Source organism: Thiomicrorhabdus sp. (genome assembly GCF_041583835.1).
GTDB lineage: Bacteria > Pseudomonadota > Gammaproteobacteria > Thiomicrospirales > Thiomicrospiraceae > Thiomicrorhabdus.
On sequence record NZ_JBFHFC010000031.1, the window covers coordinates 1 to 19,851 of the forward strand.

Below are 19,851 nucleotides of genomic sequence, written 5' to 3' on the forward strand. Positions count from 1 at the left end.
CCATATTCCTTCAAGCCCAAAGCATCTTCTTGCTGCATTCTAGGGTGGTATTTAACACCCACCTTTTTCCCTTTTCGACTTAATTCACCGACTAATGCCTTAATTCGTTTTTCATAACCGTGAATCTTCTTAATGTTATTAGGGTGGGGAATCAATATTAAAACATCCAATTTCGCCACCCCCTGAGTATCGACATTGAGGGTTTGTGCCAATGCATCGCTTAGGCCAGTCAAGGAAGGCGATTTAAACCAATCTGCCTGCAACTTAAAACACGGCTTTTCACTTAACGCTTTAACAACCAACGATGGTTGGAATAGCCAAGCCTCATCAATCAAACTCGAAGCGCCTACCGTTGACGGTTCTTCCCACCAACGCCCGTACGCCAACTTTTTCAACCAGGCATTTAGCGAATCCTTAAAGAAATGAGACTTTCTTCCTGAATATGAATAAAGACCATCATCCAAATAAAGCCCTTTGACCTCTTTGCCTTTTTGACGCAAATAATGCAATAGGTACTGGAACTCAACCCTACGATCGCTTCCGGCAGCAATCTTATCGGGCTCAAAGCGATCAACACTCAAGCGCAGCTTTTCAAAATTTTCTTGCCTCTCTTTAATTTTCGCACGGCCACGTGCATTTCCCGAAAACACCTGTACTTGCCCAAACGGGGAGTCTTTCCAATTTAACAAGGCTTGATAATATGGGTTGTCGAAGACTTTTTTCTGATCAATTAACCAAAGTTCCATTTCGAACTCAGACTGCCACTGGATCGCCAACGCTGAAGAGACTAAAACATTCAACGGCGTAGAAGGTAAAAAAAGAAGCCTTTCCAAACTTAAGCCTCCAAAACCTTCTGAGTCAACTCAGGAATTGTAAGCTGCTGAATCTCCAATGCACGGCACAGTCTATCCAACTCGACCTGCATCACTGCAGACTCATGCACAACCGCCCACACTCCCATCGACGGCACCAGTAAACGGGAAGTAATTAGAGTCGAGGAGAATTCCGCAATCAATGTGGCTTTAGACAACAGAGGCAATAAAACCTCAAATGGAATACCAGAAGGTAAAATCATGACTCGCTCTGAAAGCGATTGCAGGTTTAATAAATCACAATTATTAGCGTTAGGATGGTATTTAACGGCAATGGTCTTACCCTGATCTACCAACATAGAAACCAAATCGGTGACAGACTGACGGTAATTCGTAAATTTCGTAAAGTTTTTTTCATCCGTTATCGTTATGACAAAATCGGCACTTTGTAGTGTTGGCGGCAGATCATACAACGCACCCCAACATGCGATAAACGATTGAAAAATACCGGAATCAAAGCCTTTTAGCGGCAATTGTTTTATGCTTTTAGATCTTAATGTTTCACAGGCCTGGTCTGGATAAGCTAACCAAGCTTCATCCACATAAGATGACGCCCCAATGGTTGCCGGCGTTTGCCACCACAAACCATAAAATAGTTTCTTCAGCCCCTGATTTATCACACGTTCCGCAAAGGACTTAGAGGCTCCCCTTCCTAAATAACTGTACAGACCTTCATCTAGATAAACACATTTTAAAGAAGGAACGGCCTTCTTCAAATGATAGGCCAAATATTGGAATTCGACATGCCTGTCATTGCCGACAAAGACCTGTTGAATCTCATGCCGTTTAGCAAAATCCAGCAATTTAATAGCATTAAGTTTCCGCTTCTTTGCCGCGTTGGAATCACTATCTAAATAATAAAGCTGCTCTGACGATTCCACAAAGCCACTTAAACACCCGACCAACTGCTGGTAACGCGCTTCATTAAAACGTATAAATACAAAATAAGGTTTACTCTGATTCCTGACAGCCGAAACAGCGACCGAAATCAACAAGTGAAAAACAGACGAAACAATGTAGAGTTCATTTTTCATTCTGCAGCAAAATCCGCTTAATGACTTCTTGAGCCTTAGTATCCTTAACAATCACGCCATACTTCTGAAGTACGTCAATCGAAGGTTCATCCAAAACTAAACGCTGCCATTCTTGCTCAATCACGCCATCATTCAACATTCTGACCCAACGTCGATAATGATCTCCCATCTTCGATACGCCTTTGGCCAATAATTTTTGACGGTTTTCTACATGATTTAAAAAATGCTCTTTAGAGCCAATACCATAATGATATACAAGTGCAGAGTCCGAAGATTTTTGAGTCAGCCATGACCACCAGTGCCAAGCTCGATGGTTCCCGCCTTTAATACGAATAAAACCATGCAAATTCACCATTACTTTTCCATGAATCTTGCCTAATTGAATCGACATATCGTCTTCTTTCAATTGATTCTTCTTTGGATAAAAAATCGGATGTTTGGTTCGATAAACACGCTCATAAAAAGGCGCACCTTCACTATGACAGTCCAGCTGAACATTAGAACGATGAAATTCAATAATGGATCCCCACTTCGTCAAGCCATCTTTTAGCGACTCCCCATTCGGAATCCAAAATTCATCCGCGTCATTCGAGATGACCCAATCTGCCGACATTTCATCTCGTGCAATCAATGCCATTTCAGTCCGCCAGTCACTCTGCCTATAATCGGTTACCGGCCGGTCGATCACCTTAATCTCAAACTCTTTAGCCAACTCATTTAGTTTGTTTAGCGTTCCATCCGTAGAACCGTTATCAATAACCACAAAGCAGTCAACACCCAAAGCCGAATGTACTCGAATATTGGCTTCGATGAGATCAATCTCATTTTTAACCATCAAACTCATGGCCAACCTAACTGGTGATGAACTGAATTGACGGAAACTAAAAACCTTAAACAAACTTAACAAAACAATTTCCTCTAATTATTTTTATCCAACGTCATACCGGCACTTAAACGCTTCCAAACCGTTTCAGGGTCGATATTCTGCAATGACCTTTCAGCTTCCGCTTCATCTTTGAACTGTTTAATGTAGCCCGGTGCACAAGGCGACTCCAAACGAATGACCTTAGCGCCGTCGGCACCGACAAGCTTCGGATCGGTCACGCGGTACAGCACCACCATCGGCACTTCCAAAGCCGCAGCCACATGTGACAGACCGGTATCGACCGACACCACTCCCTCGGCGTTTTTCAATAACCGCGCCACGACATTCAAGCTCAACATCCGTTCCGGCACCCAGGCCTGTCCGGTTTCCGTGGAATCCGCCAATCTCAGTGCACGCTGATGCTCTTCTTCATTACCCCAGGGCAATACGACCTTGAAGCCGGATTGGTTTGCCTTTTGCAACAACGCCACCCAATACTCTTCCGGCCAGTATTTGGTCTCCCAGGTCGTACCGTGCAAGAAAACCAGATAACCGCCACCATTCCATTCCGCCGGTAGCTCTTCCGGTTTTGACCAGGCTTGGGTATCCAGACCGTAAACAATCGGTTGGTCATCATTCAAATTGTAATTCAACGCTTGGGCAAACAATTGGCGCAAGCGCAAAATCGCATGCTGATCTTTGGCAACCGGATACTTGTGTTGATAGAAAAGAGAGGCTAGAGGTTCGCGGGCGCTTTTGAAATCAAACCCACTCACCGGCCCGTTGGAACGACGCGCGACCCACATGCTTTTGTAGAGTCCCTGGGCATCCAGCACCAGGTCGTAACGGGTCTGATTGACCTCTTCGAAGAACGCTTTGATCGCATCACGGGTGTCCCGGTTGAACAAATCCTTGCGCCATTTACGCAACTCGATCGGATAGACCTTATCCACGACAGGATGCCATTTCGGAATCTCGGCAAAGGATTTTTCCACCACCCAATCCACGGTCAGGTCAGGGATGGCCGCCTGCGCATCTGACAGAGCCGGAAAAGTATGAAAGACATCGCCCATCGACGACATTTTGATCAACAGAATTCGCATTTATTTAAAATCCAACACCTTCGGGTTTTCGGACAACCAGGTCAAGTACTTCTTAACGCCTTCTGCAACGGTATGGAAAGGTGCATCGTAACCGGCGTCACGCAAACGGGTATTGTCCGCCTGAGTGAAACTTTGGTAAGCCCCTTTCAAATGATCCGGGAACGGAATATATTCGATTTCACCCTTGCCGTGGAAATCAATCACCGCTTCGGCAATGTTCTTGAACGGTTCGGCCGCAGCCGGTCCCAGATTAAAGATTCCCGACTTATCTGGATTCTGCATGAACCATAGATTGACGTTGACCACATCTTCGATATAAACAAAATCGCGCGTCTGCATTCCGGCATCATAACCGTCGTAAGGCCCGAACAATTTCAAATTTTCTCCGGCCAAGACCTGATTGTGCAACTTAAAGGCAACACTCGCCATGTCGCCTTTATGCTGTTCGCGTGGACCGTAAACGTTAAAGTAACGAAATCCTACCACCTGACTTTCCGCATGCGGCAAGACCTGGCGAATATATTGATCGAACTGGAATTTCGAAAAGCCGTAAACGTTCAAAGGTTTTTCATATTGACGCTCTTCGATGAATGTCGGGCCGTCTCCGTACACGGAAGCGGAAGACGCATAAAGGAAAGGAATTTTTCGGTTCAAACAGTAATTCAACAGGTCTTTTGAGTACTCGTAATTGTTGTCCATCATAAACTTGCCGTCCCATTCGGTCGTGGCGGAACAAGCCCCTTCATGAAACACGCATTCGATTTCCGGCAGACCTTCTTCGGCGAAAATACGGGCTTGAAAATCCTCTTTATCCAGATAGTCGGCAAAATCACAATCCGCCAGATTGATGAACTTTTTGCCGTTTTTCAGATTGTCTACAACCAAAATATCGCTGCGACCAATCTTATTCAGCGCTTTAACAATGTTCGATCCGATGAATCCCGCACCACCTGTGACTACAATCATTTTCCCTAACCCATTATTTTAGAAATCAAAAAACCGCCCCACACAAGGATGGCGATAAAGAACGACAGAAAAACCGCTGCAGAGCCTTGATCTTTGGCTCTGCCGGAGAGCTTATGGTATTCGTCCCCTATCCGGTCTACCACCGACTCGACGGCGGAATTGAGCAACTCGACCAACAGAACGATCAACAGCACCGCTATCAAAATCGCCCGATCGAAAGCACTGTCACCTATCCAAAAAGCACATGGAATCAACAGCCCAACCAAAATCACTTCCTGGCGAAAGGCTGCTTCATGCTTCCAGGTAGATTTAAAACCTTTCCAGGAATAACCCGCCGCGTAAAAAATTCGCTTTATGCCCACATGCGGAGACTTCATTGTAACCCCTTGTCATAATCCTTACCGTAAATCACCCGAGGAGCCGGTTGATATTCTTGACCACACAGCGACATCTCCGAAGGACTCAAATCACTTTTGACCTGCATAAAGCACAATCCAAAATGAAAAAAATCATCCAACATAAAAGGAGTATGCAAACGCTTCATTAATAATTCGTCCGTTTGCCCGAATTGCTGTTGATAGGCTGCGTTACGCCAGAACAAAAACGGAATCTCTAGCATGTTATGCGTTACACCGTCAGGCCCATGCCCTTTAAAGTCCTTACTGTCAAACACCTCTTCACCATGATCGGCAAAGAAGCTTAACGCCGCGATTTGAGTACGCCCACTCAACATCCTCAAAATTTCACCCAATACATGGTCCGTATATCGGACGGAATTATCATACTCATTAATATAATCAAGCTGAGAACCGGACAAATCGGAAGTATACCCCTTGATGCCATCCTTTCCCTCGAAAACATCAAACTCTTCGGGATAGCGATTGCCGTATTGCAAATGACTGCCCATTAAATGCACGAAAATGACTTTGTGCTCCGCAGGATCGTCAAGCGCTTGTTGCACATAGGGCAACAAAAAACCGTCGTAACGATGATTCTCAACCCCTTTAAAATCATGGCTGATAAAATGCTGTTGATCGGCCAGAGCGGCAATCGGAGTCGTCGGCATACGCAGAGGCTGCTGATTAGAAAGCCACCAGGTTTTAAAGCCCGCTTTTTTAGCTGCTCCCAATAAACTAATGGCCTCTTGATCCGATAACTTATTTTGCAAATTCGCTTCCGTCAGAGCGACACTTAACGAAGGGCGTGTCTGGGCATAAGCCGAAACAACATTGTCAAACACGAACAACCCGTCCGACATTGCCGAAAGTTCCGGCGTTGTCTGGCGCGCATAGCCGTAAATCCCCAAGTGATTGCGGTTCATCGATTCTCCGATTACCACCACATAAGTTTGCGGCTTCTGACTTTGCATGACGGCATCAAACGCTTTCGTTGCACATAAAGTCTGGCGCGCCTTAATAACTTCATCCATTCCCTGACGTCCGCGACTGTAATCGACAGCGACTCCGACAAATCCCGGAACCGTATCAAACACACGACCTCGCTGATTGATTTGCTGAGCGGCAACCAGAGCCATCAACACACCCAAAAAAGCATAAACTCGCTGACGCTTGGTGCCGGCCGGTTTAAAGTCTACATTTCGCAATGACCAATACACCACAGCCAAATAAAACATCAACAGGAGAACATTTTCCACTGACGCGTAAGCGATTATAAATTCCAAACTTTCGCGTGGATCGGTCAACACCATTGCTTCAAATGAAGCACTTGTAAAAATTCCGCCAAACGTCACCGCGTACAAGATATCAAACGCGCCGGACAAGGCCATCAACGCCAATATTCCTAACAAGATTTTTTGAGACATTGTATGTCGGAACAGGTAGGCAAGGCCGCCAATCATTAACAACCAACCTAAACGCGCATTCAACTCGGAAGAACGAATGAAATCGACGTAAGCGTATATGACAACTAACGGAAAAATGAAAATGAAAAACGTGACCCACCAATGGGATTTGAAATGCCTTCTCACCAAGCGACTACCTCAAAAAAAATTCCAAACGACAATCCCGTTATTCTAACGCAAAAATACGTATAAATGACCACTGTCAATAAAAGACATAAAAAAGACCTGCAATAGGATTTGAAATGCTTCTTAAAAAGAGCAAATACTTCGAATAATTTCAACCTGCGATTTTATCATTTCATGACATTAAAAGGGTAAAATAACCCGTATTTACCGTTTACCGCGAAGAGCTATGGAACAACTGCAAACAAAATGGGGACGCATCAAGGCACACCTTGAAGCCTGGTTTATCGATCATGAAATCCTGCGTTCAATCTACCGCAATTTTCACGCCCTCTCCGGACAGGCCTATCGAAGCAACCACCCTTCACCGCTCTTCATCAAAAAACTGCACCAGAAATACGGCATCAAAACCATTATCAGCTTGCGGCGTGCCGACGATTCCGGTCAGTACAAACTGGAAAAAGAGGCCTGCGAAAAATACGGCATCACCCTCATCAATCATCCGATGTCTTCGCGCTCCCTGCCGGATGTCGATCGGGTACTCCAAGCCAAAGCCATTCTCGAACAAGCCGAATACCCGATTTTAATTCACTGCAAGTCCGGTGCCGACCGGGCCGGACTGATGAGCGTTTTTTACAAACTGTTCATCGAGAAAAAACCGATTGAAGAAGCATTGAAACAACTCGACATGAAGTACGGCCATTTTCGCTGGGCGGAAACCGGCAAACTGGATTATTTCTTCGATGATTTCCTTGCCTATTCCAAACAGCACCCGGAAACGGAATTTCTCGACTGGCTGCAAAACCACTACGACAAACCCGCATTGAACGAGACCTTTCATAGTTCCGGCTGGGCCAACATTGTCGTCAATAAGATTCTGCGAAGAGAATAATGTTTGATAACCACACTTTAAGCCTTTACAAGAGACTGCTGACCTACATCAAACCGCATTGGAAAGTTGTATTGGTCACCCTAATCGCATTAGGGGTTGCCGCCGCCATGGAACCGATGATGCCTGCCTTGCTCAAACCTTTGGTAGACGACAGCCTCATAGGTAAGGACGCCGACGCGATCATACGCATTCCGCTTCTGATTATGCTGGTTTTCGTTGTCAAAGGAATTGCCGAATACGCCAGCAAAGTCACGAGCGAATGGGTTGCACACAAAGCCATTCTGGCGATTCGAGCTGAAATGTTCGACAAGATGAACTACCTGCCCCAACAGATTCATCATGACTACTCTACCGGAAAATTACTTTCAAAAGTCACCTACGATGTTCCCCAGGTCGGAGCTTCACTGAGCCAGGCTTGGATCATCATCATTCGCGATACATTGATCATCCTTGGTTTACTCGGCTTTCTACTCTATACCTCTTGGCAGCTCACCCTCCTGATGATTGTCATAGGTCCGGTCATCGCCTTTATTATCGATCGAGCAAGCCGCCTGATGCGACAATCCAGCAAAGAGATGCAAAACAGCATGGGCGAATTGACCCAACGTCTGGAAGAAGGTTTAAACGGCCACAAAGAAATTAAAATATACGGAGCCGAAGGCTACGAACAACAACGATTCCATCAAACGGCCGAAACCCTGCGCAAACACACAATGGATGTGGTAAAAGTTTCGGCAGCCAACGTTCCGCTCGTGCAAATGCTCGCTGCGATCGCCTTGGCTGGCGTACTTTACGTTGCCTCTATGATGTCGGCGCAAGACTTATTCACCCCAGGTGAATTCATTGCCTTCATCACGGCGATGGCCATGATTTTCGAACCGATTAGACGCTTGACCAACATCAACGTCACCATCCAAAAAGGGATGGCCGCATCCGAAAGCATTTTCGAACTACTTGATCAGCCGAACGAACCGAACGAGGGGGTAAAAACCCTCAACAATCCGGAAGGAAAAATCCTCTTTCAAGACGTCAGTTTCACCTATGCCGGCAGCGACCGTCCTGCTTTAGACCACTTGACACTAACGCTACCCGCCAAAAAAACTACCGCGCTGGTCGGCCAGTCAGGAAGCGGTAAAACCACACTTGCAAACTTGATCACTCGCTTCTACCAACCGGATCAAGGCGACATCCTGATCGACCACACTTCGATCAAAGACGTCGAATTACACAACTTGCGTGATCAGATCGCCTATGTCAGTCAAAACGTCATCCTATTCAACGACACTCTGGCAGCGAATATCGCTTACGGACAGACCGACATACCGGAAGAAAAAATCATCCAGGCCGCCAAATCGGCTCATGCCTGGGAATTTATAGAAAAACTGCCTAACGGGCTAAATACCGTTGTCGGCGATCAAGGATCCAGTCTTTCAGGCGGCCAACGCCAACGCATCGCCATTGCGCGCGCTTTCCTAAAAGACGCGCCGATTCTAATCATGGACGAAGCTACCTCCGCGCTGGACAATCAAAGCGAAAAAATGATTCAAAATGCGATGGAAACCCTCAAACAAAACCGGACGGTCATCATCATTGCCCATCGCTTAAGCACCATTGAAAATGCCGACCAAATCGTTGTATTGGAACAGGGACGATTGGCCGAATTGGGATCTCACCAAAGCTTACTGGAACGAAAAGGCATTTATGCCAAACTGTATCAGCAAGGACATGACATCGATGAATGACAAAATCAAGACATCATCAAAGAAACCAGAACGTCGCAAACACGCCCCCAAGTTTAAAAACCAATTTCTTCATCCAAAATACTGGGGAATCTGGCTCGGCCTAGGGCTTCTCAGACTTCTAGCCCTACTGCCCTACAAATGGAAAATGCCGGTCGGCAAAGCATTGGGCAAGCTTCTTTATTGGCTGGCTCCGCATCGCCGTCGTCTAGCGAAAGCGAACATCAACATCGCTTTTTCCGACCGCTCCGAAGCGGAACAAAAACAAATCCTGAACGAACACTTCGAATCACTGGGCATTGGCTTAATGGAAATGGGAACGGTCTGGTGGGGGCACCACAAAAAAGATCATGACCACGCATTTGAACGCAACCTAGTTTCCTTCATAGGAAAAGAACATCTTCTAGAAGCGCAAGCGCAAGGCAGGGGCGTCTTGATTCTTGCCCCCCACTTCACTACGTTGGAAGTCACCGGACTGTTCATCTCTTTTTTGACAAACTACCATGCCGTCTATCGCCCTCACGATAACGAACTCATGGATTATCTGATCGCCAAAGGACGCTCCATCGAATTCAGCAACGGCGAGCATGTCGAACCGGTTTCCAATGCCAATACCCGCCAAATGCTCAAAGTGCTGAAAGCGGGCAAAAGCATGACGATTCTTCCCGACCAACGTTACCGCGCGAAGGGGCATATTGAAGTACCCTTTTTCGGCCATGCCGCAAAAAGCAACCCGTCCACCTCCAAAATCGCAAAATTGACCGGCTGTTTGGTCGTGCCGACTTTCACCCGACGCCTAGCCGACGGCCGCTACGAGGTTGAATTTTTACCCGCCCTTGAAAACTTTCCTTCCGGCGACGACTACACGGACACCTTAAAACTACACCAACTTTATGAAACGGAAATCCGCCGCAACCCGGCACAATACCTTTGGGTACACAATCGCTGGAATATTAAAAACTATTGACCGAATCGAAACGTCCGCAAAATCCGGACATAAAAAAACCACCGTAAGGTGGTTTTTTGTTCTAAACAGATAACAAACCTGCTTTCTGTTAAGCCGTTTTTAGTGCGAACCGTGACCCGGCGCCCAATCTTTCAACGTATATTCCGCACCGCAATAAGGGCACTTGGCATGACCCGTTTCCCCAATCGGTAAAAATACACGCGGATGTGAATTCCAGACACTCATATCCGGCGTCGGACAATGCAATGGTAAATCGGCATAGGTCACTTCATAATGGCTTTTTGAGTTAGTTTTATTTGCTTCACTCATCTCATACTCTCCTTCAGCAACCTTTAGGCAACCGGTGTTAACCAATCCATATGTTGCGAGGAACGACCATGAACAACATCAAAATACATACTCTGTAACTTCTCGGTAATCGGACCGCGCGAACCGATACCGATCGGACGGTTATCCAATTCACGAATCGGCGTTACTTCCGCCGCCGTTCCTGTAAAGAACGCTTCGTCGGCAATATAGACTTCATCACGGGTAATGCGCTTCTCAACGACGTCAAGACCGATCTCACGAGCCAATTGCATAATGGTTTTACGCGTAATCCCATCCAAACAACAAGTTAATTCCGGCGTATACAACACACCGTCTTTAATGATAAAGAAGTTTTCTCCGGAACCTTCCGCAACATAACCGTCAACATCCAACAACAATGCTTCGTCACAGCCGTGATTGATCGCTTCCTGCAAAGCCAGCATCGAGTTCATATAAGAACCGTTCGATTTCGCTTTGGTCATAGTCACATTGACGTGATGACGGGTATAAGATGAAGTCGCGATTTTAATACCGCGGTTCAAGTTCTCTTCACCCATGTACGCACCCCATTCCCATGCGGCAACCATAACGTGTACTTTTAGGTTGTCGGCACGAATCCCCATCCCTTCGGAACCGTAAAACGCCATCGGGCGAATATAGGCGGACTTCAGATTATTTTCACGTACCGCAGCTCTTTGGGCTTCATTCAAGGTCTCTTTATCGTATGGCATTGCCATGTTGACGATTTTTGCCGAATTAACCAAACGATCCGTATGCGCTTGCAGGCGGAAAATTGAGGTACCCTGCTCGGCTTCATAGGCACGCACCCCTTCAAAGACACCCATACCGTAATGCAATGTATGCGTTAATACATGCACTTTCGCTTCACGCCAAGGGACCATTTCACCATCTAGCCAAATGAGACCGTCTCTATCCGCCATTGTTTGCATTCAAATTACTCCACAAAGATGTACACAAAATTTAAATAAGAGGAATATTCTATCCTAAATCGTTAAATAGTTAAGGGGTGAATTAAGATAATTTATGCCAAAACACACGAATAATCACATAATTACGGCCAAAACCACTATATGATGGGGGCATTAAAACCAAAATCACTTGATATTTCATTTCATTTCGATAAAATCATTTTTTTGGAATTTCAATTCAAAAAAGCAACCTCGCATTAGAAGCCATTTTAACCACAATTTCTTATGGTTAGCTTCAACTGCACAAGGTTGCTTTTTTGTTTTTAACACCTACTCATTGCGTTGAAGAGGGAACAAAACAATCATGTCTGATCACCTTATGAAGACCTATGCAAGATTACCGGTCACCTTTGAAAAAGGATCTGGCTCGCTCCTGCAGGATACGGAAGGAAAATCGTATCTGGACGCTGTCAGCGGTATCGCAGTCTGCAGTCTTGGGCATGCACATCCGGCTGTAGCGGAAGCGATTTGCGAACAAAGTCAAAAATTGATTCACACATCCAACCTTTACAATGTGGCCAATCAACAGATGTTGGCGGACAAGTTAATTGAATTGTCCGGGATGGACCGTGCCTTCTTCTGCAACTCCGGTGCCGAAGCTAACGAAACCGCACTGAAAATCGCCAAGAAATACGGTCACCAGCAAGGCATAGAAAAGCCTGCGGTTATTGTTATGGAAAACAGCTTCCACGGCCGCACCATGGCGACGCTATCGGCAACCGGCAACGCAAAAGTACACGAAGGCTTTACCCCATTGGTTGAAGGCTTTATCCGTGTTCCATACGATAATGTTGATGCAATCAAAGCATTGAGCGACAACACCAGCATTGTGGCTATTTTGGTTGAACCGGTTCAGGGCGAAGGGGGTGTTCACGTTCCTAAAGCCGGTTATCTAACAGAACTAAAAGCCATCTGCGAACAGAATGGCTGGCTGCTGATGCTAGACGAAATTCAAACGGGCATGGGCAGAACGGGGGCTTGGTTTGCATTCCAGCATGAAAACATCACCCCTGATGTATTAACCCTTGCAAAAGCTTTAGGTAACGGTATGCCGATCGGCACCTGTCTGGCAAAAGGCAAGGCGGCAGACGTCTTGGTCCCTGGAAACCACGGCACTACTTTTGGCGGAAACCCGCTTGCCTGTGCTGCCGGTTTGGCAGTCATCAACGCAATGGAAGTTCACAATTACATTCCGCACGTCGCTCAAAAAGGGCAAGTATTGCTGGAAAATTTCCGTACCGCTCTAAGCGGATTGAACGGCGTCCTGAACATACGCGGTAAAGGCTATATGATCGGCATTCAACTGGATCGTCCATGTGGTGAACTCGTTTCAAAAGCGCTTGAAATGGGACTACTAATTAACGTGACCCGTGGCGACACGATCCGTTTATTGCCAACTTTTGTTATGACTACGGAACAAACAGAACAACTGATCAATCAACTTACTCAATTAATTACCGAGTTTCTTGCCGACTAAGCACGGAAACTCAAAAAAACTAAGAGGTCATTCAATGACTATTAGACACTTTTTAACTTTAAACGATTTAACGCCAAGCGAACTGAATCAACTTCTGATTCGCGGAACGGAACTAAAAGCCATGCACAAAGCCGGCGAAATTTTCGAACCGTTGAAAAACAAAACCTTGGCGATGATTTTCGAAAAATCTTCAACCCGTACACGCATTTCTTTCGAAGCAGGCATGACCCAACTAGGCGGTCATGCTCTATTCTTATCGTCCAACGACACACAACTTGGCCGAGGCGAGCCGATTGAAGACAGTGCCCGCGTCATCTCCAGCATGGTTGACGGCATCATGATCCGCACTTTCGAACACGAAATCGTTGAAACCATGGCGCAATATTCAAGCGCGCCGATCATCAACGCGCTTACGGACGACTTCCACCCTTGTCAGTTATTGGCCGACATGCAAACCTACCATGAACACCGCGGAAGCATTCAAGGTAAGACTGTCGTTTGGGTTGGTGACGGCAATAACATGTGTCATTCATACATCAATGCCGCCAAGCAATATGACTTTAATCTCAGAATCGCCTGCCCGGAAGGTTACGACCCTAAACAAGAATTGGTTGAAGCGAATTCGGATCGTGTCGAGATCGTTCGTAACCCTATGGATGCGGCGCAAGGCGCCGATCTAATCGTTACCGACGTCTGGGCCAGCATGGGACAGGAAGAAGAACAAAAGCTGCGTGAAAAAGCCTTTGCAGACTATCAGGTCAATGCCGCCCTAATGCAACAGGCGGATCAAGACGCCCTATTCATGCATTGCTTGCCGGCTCACCGTGGCGAAGAAGTCTCCGCGGAAGTCATTGATGCCAAAGACAGCGTTGTATGGGACGAAGCGGAAAACCGCTTACACGCCCAAAAAGCCTTGCTCGAATTCTTAATGGCAAACTAACTACCAGCATTAAGCCGATAAATAAAAAAGCCCGCAAATGCGGGCTTTTTTGTGCCTGAACAATGACAGGCCTTTTAATCAAACTATTTAGTTAATCGGATCCGTTATGGCTGCCGTAGCAGTCTGATCTACCGTACCAACAGAGGAACTTGTAGTCACCTTGACTTCCAACACCCCAGACGCAGAGGCTGCGTTTTGAGCATCAGAAGTAATCGTAAATTTAAACTCAAGATACTTCGTTTGATTTGGCACTGCCGAATAAGGAATTGTCGAGAGTGTACCCACATCGGAAGTAACCGAAATTGTAGAACCGGTCGGCGCCGACTGTCTAACCGCGTAAGCACAAGCGGCGTCATTCGGATCAACCACGCCTACAACACGACTTCCGTTAGCCGAAGTTAAACACAACGCTGCGGTATCTTCGACCATCACCCAAATATTTTTGACATCTAAACCTGCAGCAAAATCCGTCACATTTTTACATTGTCCGCCACCGCCGACAGATAGCTTGCCGTTCACATCCAAACAACTGGTATTCGTACCATTCAGCTCATACACATAAACATTCGGAGCACTGTCGGCCATAATAAGCACGCCGGAGTCACGTACATTCGTTAAAAAGTTTGATCGTCCGGCAAGGTTATTGGCGGTTGTCGGACAATCGGTTGAATGATCACACGGAACCCCGTTATACACACCATCCGGCCCTGTATAAAGCCCATTCTCATCGTAATCGATTAATTTCTCGTCTAAACTGAATCCGTTACCGGAGGCAGGATTATAAGTGCCCGACTCATCGTCATCCCGAAATGTTTCCCCGATATCGTCAAAGCTGTCGCCATCGTCAAACACACCGTTTGCATTGAGATCGTAAAAAGTCTCATGCCCAATGGCATAGGCCATAATGGTCGCACGATGATCTGCCGGACGCGGCGCCTGACTCGTCCACACAACGGAACATACGCTATTCGTGGTTTGACAATTACTCTCGATCAAGCCGCCTTCCGTGGTGAAATTCACCACCGTACCATCCGGAACAGGGTTATTGAAACGATCCCCTAGGCGCACAGTAAAAGTAACAGTTTCACCATCAACACCCCAAGCCGGAGGAGCAAATTTATCTGTAGAGAGACTAATACTGTTCTGATCCGGAATACCAGTGGTCACCGTCAACAAATCGGACTGTACGAAGATTAACTGTCCGTCCGATAACGTCACCGAAGCGGCTACCCTGACCGGGGTTGAAATCGTACCCGCTTGTACCGTTGTAGAAACCAATCCTGATGTGTTTGTCGTTGCACTGGACGGTGATAAAGACAATCCACCCACAGTCGTCGACAACGTAAAGTTAACCGTCGCCCCTTCAATCGGTGAACCATAGTTATCAACGACCTTGAATGTCACCAGTGATGTTTCGCCATAACCAACACCGCCGGTGCCTTGCAACGACATGAATTCAGGCGTAGCGGATAAAAACTGAATAGAACCTACTGAAGAAGTGTTCGCCCCATCATCGCTAATGGTGGCGGAAAATTGATAGTTTAAAGTCGCGGCGTCACCCGTCCAGGCAGTGGAATTCGCCGTCAACACTCCTGGTGCCGTTCCTGCAACCAGGTCATCCGGTGAATAGATCGTCACGGTTGCACGGCCGACATTATTGGTTAAAACCGATGTTTGAGACAATGTTCCCGATGTTGCAGACAAGGTGATAATTTCATTCGCCATCGGCAATCCACCATCGTCCAGAAAGACGATATCCACTTTCGCATCGTCGTTTGCCGGAACCGTTGTCGAAGAGACGCCAGTCGACGAAACCGACATGGATAAGTTGATTCCCGGCACGTAAAATTGTGTTTCACCATCACCGCCGGCACTTCCTCCGCACCCGGCGACTGCTAGCACGGAAAAAAGCAAACCTAACCATTTGAACGTCTTAACCATCGGTCTATACCTCTTTTCTGGAGATGAACGCCTGCGACAGCGTTCCGGCATCAATAAACTCTAACTCGCCCCCAATCGGGATACCTTGAGCCAATCGAGAAACCTTGATATTCAGCCTCTTAGCCAACTGTTGGATGTAATGCGCAGTAGCTTCACCTTCAACCGTTGGATTGGTAGCGATAATTAATTCTACCACCGCTTGTGAGGATAAACGAGTCTCTAATTGATCTAAACCGATTTCTTTCGGCCCAATCCCATCAATCGGCGACAGATGACCCATTAACACAAAGTACTTGCCGCGGAAAATCCCGGACTGTTCTATCGCCATCATATCGGAAGGCGATTCGACAATGCATAACTCTCCGTCCTGACGCGAAGAGGAGGCGCAAATCGAACAAATCCTTTCCTCGGTAAAGGTTCGACACTGCTCGCAATGATTGACCTTAGCGATCGCCTCCTCCAAGACATGCGCCAACTTAGCGCCGCCGGAACGATTATGTTCCAACAAATTAAACGCCATACGCTGAGCCGATTTAGGTCCTACGCCGGGTAATACCTTAAAGGCCTCGATCAACTCCGAAATTAACGGGCTGTACATGAGTTATCCATAAATCTACCGAAATCCGCCTAAAAACAAAAACTAGAAAGGCATCTTCATGCCGCCGGGTAAATTCATACCGTCCGTTAATCCACTCATTTTTTCTTGGGTCACTTCTTCAACACGGCGAACAGCACTGTTTACCGCAGCGGCAAACAAATCTTCCAACATCTCTTTATCGTCCATCAGGGAATCGTCGATTTCGACGTTAACCAACTCGTGCTTTCCGGTCATAGTCACTTTAACCATGCCGCCGCCGGCTTCTCCGGCAACTTCCATTTCAGCAATTTCTTTCTGCGCGGCCTGCATATTTTTCTGCATCTCTTGCGCTTGTTTCATTAAATTGCCTAAACCACCTTTACCACCAAACATACATTTTCCTTATCAATATTATTTAAGTTAAATTAAGTTTTATATTTAATCTATGTCGCTTTATTTATGCTGAATCAACCCATCATAGACGGCGTTTACAAAGGCGCGATACTACTTTGAATCACTTCCATTCCCAATTCCGTAGTCAGTGCGCTCACCACCCGATCCTGCATTATCGACGCTTCCGCTTTTTGCTGTTTTTCTTCCGCCTGACGCTGTGCATACTTAGCCGGGGTATCATGCTGATTCGCCTGAGCAAACTCCAACTTTAACCCTTGACCAAAAGCCTGCTGCATTGTCTCCGTCAATCTCAGTACAGCCATATCGGTTTTGGCAAAGGCTTGCTCGGGATCAACGCTCAAAACCCACATTTCAGGCGAATAACTCACCAAAATGCTTTGTCTCGCCAACTCAGCCGCCATCCCTTCAGGCTGTAACCTTTCCAACACATTCAGCCAAACTTGACCTCGATTTGCATCGGTCAACGTTTCATATGCCATCTCAAAGCGAGTATTCGTCGCCTGGGACTCGCTATGATTCCCAGCAACAATCTCCGGCATTGATTCGGAAACCGACATTGAATTTCGATCGACTTCCTCAAATTGTTCAGCCAATTTCGGCAGCGGCTCTTCCGGCATTACCCCCGGCGTCATGCCGGCATACATCGACTCTTGAGCAGACGTCGCGGCTTCAGAAACCGGCTCAGCTTCCGCTGTCATTTCGGCATTGGCCATCATCAAACTGATCGACAATCCAGGCTGACGTTCTTCCGACGGCGCAGCATCAACTTCCTCTTGCGCAAACGGTAACGAGATTGAATTTTCCTCAACGACCGGCGCCGGTGAATTAACCTGAGGCTTTCCCAGCGGCTGTTTCAACCTTTGTTTAATTTGAGCTAGATGATCGCTTCCGGATGCACTGTCTTCAGTCGTCGGTAAAGGAGCAGAAGTTTGAGAGGTAACGGGAGCCACGGAAGCCGCCTCTTCAACATGCCAAGGCGGCGCTTCCTGCACGGGCAATTCACTTTGAGGCATCGAAAATTGATCTGTCGCTTGGATAGACCCAGTATCCAGGTTTTGTTGCGGCACATTATCAGGTTGGACATTGTGCTGCTCGAAATCATACTGAGGAACATCATACTGAGGAACCTGGGACTCTTGAACTTGCGGCTCCTTTTGGAATTCCGGCGCCGTTACCTGAGCATGATCTACTTTACTCTCGGCGACTACTGGCTGTTGATTATTCGCAACCGTGGATTCAACTGAGTTTTTTTTTGCCATCAAGGCTCTTGCAGAAGACAGCCCGGCCAACACTTCCTGCGGATCGGCCTCTTGCAAATTCGCCTCCTGAACACCAGCCGACGACTGAGTACGGCCTTGAATACCGGAATCCTGATCGTTCATCGGCGCATCGGCCGGCTGAAACGCCAACATTCTCAACAAAGCCATTTCGAAACCAATACGTAAATCCGGCGCCAACTGCATATCCTGTTTAGCCAGCAAAGCAATCTGATAAAGCATCTGTACCCGCTGAGGCGAAAGCAACTGACTCAAACCTTCCAAAATCTCAGCCGGCAAAGTACTCGTGCCTTCGAGTTCACCCAACACTTGCTTAAATGCCAAAGCATGCAGCGTTTCAATCAATTGCGCCAACAGAGCGGAATAATCCACCCCCATCAATGCCAACTGTTGAATCACCTCTTTCATACCCGCTGCCGAATCTTCCGCCAGGGCTTGCAAAATCGCCACGGTATACTGCTGATCCACCAGACCGAGCATCATCTGCACCGGCTCAAACATGATCTGACCGGCGCCATAAGCGATTGCCTGATCCAATAAACTCAAAGCGTCACGGGCGGAACCGTCAGCACTCTTGGCGATCAACGCCAAAGCACTCGACTCGTAAGGTAAGTTTTCTTGCTGAAGAATGTATTCAAGATGATTCTGAATTTGAGTCTGCGTCAGGCGCATCAAATTAAACTGCAAACAACGAGACAAGACCGTAATCGGCAATTTATGCGGATCTGTCGTCGCTAGCAGGAACTTCACGTGTTCGGGCGGCTCTTCCAATGTTTTAAGCAAGGCATTAAAACTGCTTTTGGAAAGCATGTGCACTTCATCGATCAGATAAACTTTGTAGCGTCCCTGAGTCGGAGCAAATTGGACGTTATCTAAAATTTCGCGCGTGTCGTCGACCTTGGTACGGGAAGCCGCATCGACTTCGATCAAATCGATGAAACGTCCTTCGTCAATCGCCTTACAGGTATCGCACACACCACACGGATGGGAAGAAATGCCTTCCTGACAATTTAAAGCTTTGGAAAAGATACGTGCTATGGTTGTTTTACCCACCCCTCGGGTTCCGGTAAACAGATAGGCGTGGTGCAATCGGTTTTGATCCAATGCATTGGAAAGCGCCTGCATAACATGGGTTTGCCCCACCAACTCGTCAAAATTTTTAGGGCGCCATTTTCTGGCCAGTACGGTATAACTCATAGAAAATTCATTCACCCCATCACTGCAAAAATACAATCAAAATTACGGGTTATTTTAACGTGAATAAAGAGAAAAGGAGAGGAAATTACCGCTTAATTCCAAACGAATCAAAAGACGAAAACAAACAGAATTAATATGCAGAACAAGAATAAAAACAAACTGAAATGGAGGCGACCCTACCCGCCTTACCTCGGCGCACGCATCAGAAGGTACCGTTGCTTCCTTCCGGACCTGGCGGGGTTCCCAACTTAGCGTCGCGAGGAGACGAATAGAGCCACCATAATTGGAGCGGGTAGGGGGAATCGAAC

Annotated in this window: 18 protein-coding genes and 1 other RNA gene; 5 read left to right on the top strand and 14 right to left on the bottom strand. The window is 46.8% G+C overall.

Annotated elements, in window-relative coordinates; genetic code table 11:
• The 7 genes from ABY044_RS11545 to ABY044_RS11575 form a co-directional block, all read right to left on the bottom strand.
• The coding region (locus ABY044_RS11545) for a hypothetical protein (RefSeq protein WP_373020829.1) at positions 1 to 833 on the bottom strand (833 nt) is incomplete at its 3' end.
• Between the two features lie 2 nt (positions 834 to 835).
• Positions 836 to 1,906 carry a polysialyltransferase family glycosyltransferase gene (locus ABY044_RS11550; RefSeq protein WP_373020831.1) on the bottom strand — a complete coding sequence of 357 codons (1,071 nt, stop codon included), beginning with the start codon at positions 1,904 to 1,906 and terminating at the stop codon, positions 836 to 838.
• Positions 1,896 to 2,750, bottom strand: coding sequence for a glycosyltransferase family 2 protein (locus ABY044_RS11555; protein ID WP_373020833.1), 855 nt, complete (start codon positions 2,748 to 2,750; stop codon positions 1,896 to 1,898). Before ABY044_RS11555 ends, ABY044_RS11550 begins: the two co-directional genes overlap by 11 nt.
• 74 nt (positions 2,751 to 2,824) lie before the next feature.
• Positions 2,825 to 3,874 carry a lipopolysaccharide heptosyltransferase I gene (gene waaC, locus ABY044_RS11560; protein ID WP_373020835.1) on the bottom strand — a complete coding sequence of 350 codons (1,050 nt, stop codon included), beginning with the start codon at positions 3,872 to 3,874 and terminating at the stop codon, positions 2,825 to 2,827.
• The gene (gene rfaD / locus ABY044_RS11565; RefSeq protein WP_373020837.1) at positions 3,875 to 4,840 is read right to left on the bottom strand and encodes an ADP-glyceromanno-heptose 6-epimerase; all 966 of its coding nucleotides are present in this window, start codon (positions 4,838 to 4,840) and stop codon (positions 3,875 to 3,877) included. It lies immediately after the preceding gene.
• Positions 4,841 to 4,845: 5 nt separating this feature from the next.
• Positions 4,846 to 5,217 (bottom strand): diacylglycerol kinase, encoded by a 372-nt coding sequence (locus ABY044_RS11570; RefSeq protein ID WP_373020838.1) that lies wholly within the window; start codon positions 5,215 to 5,217, stop codon positions 4,846 to 4,848.
• Positions 5,214 to 6,827, bottom strand: coding sequence for a phosphoethanolamine transferase (locus tag ABY044_RS11575; RefSeq protein ID WP_373020839.1), 1,614 nt, complete (start codon positions 6,825 to 6,827; stop codon positions 5,214 to 5,216). Before ABY044_RS11575 ends, ABY044_RS11570 begins: the two co-directional genes overlap by 4 nt.
• Before the next feature lie 226 nt (positions 6,828 to 7,053).
• Between ABY044_RS11575 and ABY044_RS11580 the strand changes: the two genes are divergently transcribed.
• The 3 genes from ABY044_RS11580 to ABY044_RS11590 are packed head-to-tail and all read left to right on the top strand — an operon-like array spanning position 7,054 to position 10,422.
• Positions 7,054 to 7,716, top strand: coding sequence for a protein-tyrosine-phosphatase (locus ABY044_RS11580; protein WP_373020840.1), 663 nt, complete (start codon positions 7,054 to 7,056; stop codon positions 7,714 to 7,716).
• Entirely contained in the window at positions 7,716 to 9,458 is a 1,743-nt protein-coding gene (gene msbA / locus ABY044_RS11585; RefSeq protein WP_373020842.1) for a lipid A export permease/ATP-binding protein MsbA, read from the top strand. The genes ABY044_RS11580 and msbA overlap by 1 nt, the downstream gene beginning before the upstream one ends.
• Positions 9,451 to 10,422 (top strand): lysophospholipid acyltransferase family protein, encoded by a 972-nt coding sequence (locus ABY044_RS11590; protein ID WP_373020844.1) that lies wholly within the window; start codon positions 9,451 to 9,453, stop codon positions 10,420 to 10,422. The genes msbA and ABY044_RS11590 overlap by 8 nt, the downstream gene beginning before the upstream one ends.
• Positions 10,423 to 10,521: 99 nt before the next feature.
• Here ABY044_RS11590 and ABY044_RS11595 read toward each other — a convergent pair whose 3' ends face one another.
• A complete protein-coding gene (locus tag ABY044_RS11595; RefSeq protein WP_373020846.1) occupies positions 10,522 to 10,731 on the bottom strand; it encodes a zinc-finger domain-containing protein in 210 nt (69 codons plus the stop codon).
• A 23-nt stretch (positions 10,732 to 10,754) separates the two neighbouring features.
• Positions 10,755 to 11,681 carry a branched-chain amino acid transaminase gene (locus tag ABY044_RS11600; RefSeq protein ID WP_373020848.1) on the bottom strand — a complete coding sequence of 309 codons (927 nt, stop codon included), beginning with the start codon at positions 11,679 to 11,681 and terminating at the stop codon, positions 10,755 to 10,757.
• A 343-nt stretch (positions 11,682 to 12,024) separates the two neighbouring features.
• On the opposite strand from ABY044_RS11600, the gene ABY044_RS11605 reads away from it, so the two are divergent.
• Positions 12,025 to 13,197 carry an aspartate aminotransferase family protein gene (locus ABY044_RS11605; protein ID WP_373020849.1) on the top strand — a complete coding sequence of 391 codons (1,173 nt, stop codon included), beginning with the start codon at positions 12,025 to 12,027 and terminating at the stop codon, positions 13,195 to 13,197.
• A gap of 34 nt (positions 13,198 to 13,231) precedes the next feature.
• Positions 13,232 to 14,137 carry an ornithine carbamoyltransferase gene (argF, locus tag ABY044_RS11610; RefSeq protein ID WP_373020850.1) on the top strand — a complete coding sequence of 302 codons (906 nt, stop codon included), beginning with the start codon at positions 13,232 to 13,234 and terminating at the stop codon, positions 14,135 to 14,137.
• Between the two features lie 87 nt (positions 14,138 to 14,224).
• Here argF and ABY044_RS11615 read toward each other — a convergent pair whose 3' ends face one another.
• From ABY044_RS11615 to ffs, 5 genes are all read right to left on the bottom strand, one after another.
• Positions 14,225 to 16,039, bottom strand: a complete 1,815-nt coding sequence (locus tag ABY044_RS11615) for an Ig-like domain-containing protein (protein WP_373020852.1) — start codon at positions 16,037 to 16,039, stop codon at positions 14,225 to 14,227.
• A gap of 43 nt (positions 16,040 to 16,082) precedes the next feature.
• On the bottom strand, positions 16,083 to 16,676 hold the full coding sequence (gene recR / locus ABY044_RS11620; RefSeq protein WP_373020853.1) for a recombination mediator RecR: 594 nt from the start codon (positions 16,674 to 16,676) through the stop codon (positions 16,083 to 16,085).
• 42 nt (positions 16,677 to 16,718) lie between these two features.
• Positions 16,719 to 17,048, bottom strand: a complete 330-nt coding sequence (locus tag ABY044_RS11625) for a YbaB/EbfC family nucleoid-associated protein (protein ID WP_373020854.1) — start codon at positions 17,046 to 17,048, stop codon at positions 16,719 to 16,721.
• A gap of 95 nt (positions 17,049 to 17,143) precedes the next feature.
• Positions 17,144 to 19,543 (bottom strand): DNA polymerase III subunit gamma/tau, encoded by a 2,400-nt coding sequence (dnaX, locus tag ABY044_RS11630; protein WP_373020857.1) that lies wholly within the window; start codon positions 19,541 to 19,543, stop codon positions 17,144 to 17,146.
• 174 nt (positions 19,544 to 19,717) lie between these two features.
• Positions 19,718 to 19,814: signal recognition particle sRNA small type (gene ffs, locus ABY044_RS11635), an RNA gene on the bottom strand.
• Between the last annotated feature and the right edge of the window lie 37 nt (positions 19,815 to 19,851).

Coding starts and splice junctions, on each gene's coding strand:
- ABY044_RS11550 (WP_373020831.1), bottom strand. CDS start 1,906: ATGAAAAATGAACTCTACATTGTTTCGTCTGTTTTTCACTTGTTGATT.
- ABY044_RS11555 (WP_373020833.1), bottom strand. CDS start 2,750: ATGAGTTTGATGGTTAAAAATGAGATTGATCTCATCGAAGCCAATATT.
- waaC (WP_373020835.1), bottom strand. CDS start 3,874: ATGCGAATTCTGTTGATCAAAATGTCGTCGATGGGCGATGTCTTTCAT.
- rfaD (WP_373020837.1), bottom strand. CDS start 4,840: ATGATTGTAGTCACAGGTGGTGCGGGATTCATCGGATCGAACATTGTT.
- ABY044_RS11570 (WP_373020838.1), bottom strand. CDS start 5,217: ATGAAGTCTCCGCATGTGGGCATAAAGCGAATTTTTTACGCGGCGGGT.
- ABY044_RS11580 (WP_373020840.1), top strand. CDS start 7,054: ATGGAACAACTGCAAACAAAATGGGGACGCATCAAGGCACACCTTGAA.
- msbA (WP_373020842.1), top strand. CDS start 7,716: ATGTTTGATAACCACACTTTAAGCCTTTACAAGAGACTGCTGACCTAC.
- ABY044_RS11590 (WP_373020844.1), top strand. CDS start 9,451: ATGAATGACAAAATCAAGACATCATCAAAGAAACCAGAACGTCGCAAA.
- ABY044_RS11595 (WP_373020846.1), bottom strand. CDS start 10,731: ATGAGTGAAGCAAATAAAACTAACTCAAAAAGCCATTATGAAGTGACC.
- ABY044_RS11600 (WP_373020848.1), bottom strand. CDS start 11,681: ATGCAAACAATGGCGGATAGAGACGGTCTCATTTGGCTAGATGGTGAA.
- ABY044_RS11605 (WP_373020849.1), top strand. CDS start 12,025: ATGTCTGATCACCTTATGAAGACCTATGCAAGATTACCGGTCACCTTT.
- argF (WP_373020850.1), top strand. CDS start 13,232: ATGACTATTAGACACTTTTTAACTTTAAACGATTTAACGCCAAGCGAA.
- recR (WP_373020853.1), bottom strand. CDS start 16,676: ATGTACAGCCCGTTAATTTCGGAGTTGATCGAGGCCTTTAAGGTATTA.
- ABY044_RS11625 (WP_373020854.1), bottom strand. CDS start 17,048: ATGTTTGGTGGTAAAGGTGGTTTAGGCAATTTAATGAAACAAGCGCAA.
- dnaX (WP_373020857.1), bottom strand. CDS start 19,543: ATGAGTTATACCGTACTGGCCAGAAAATGGCGCCCTAAAAATTTTGAC.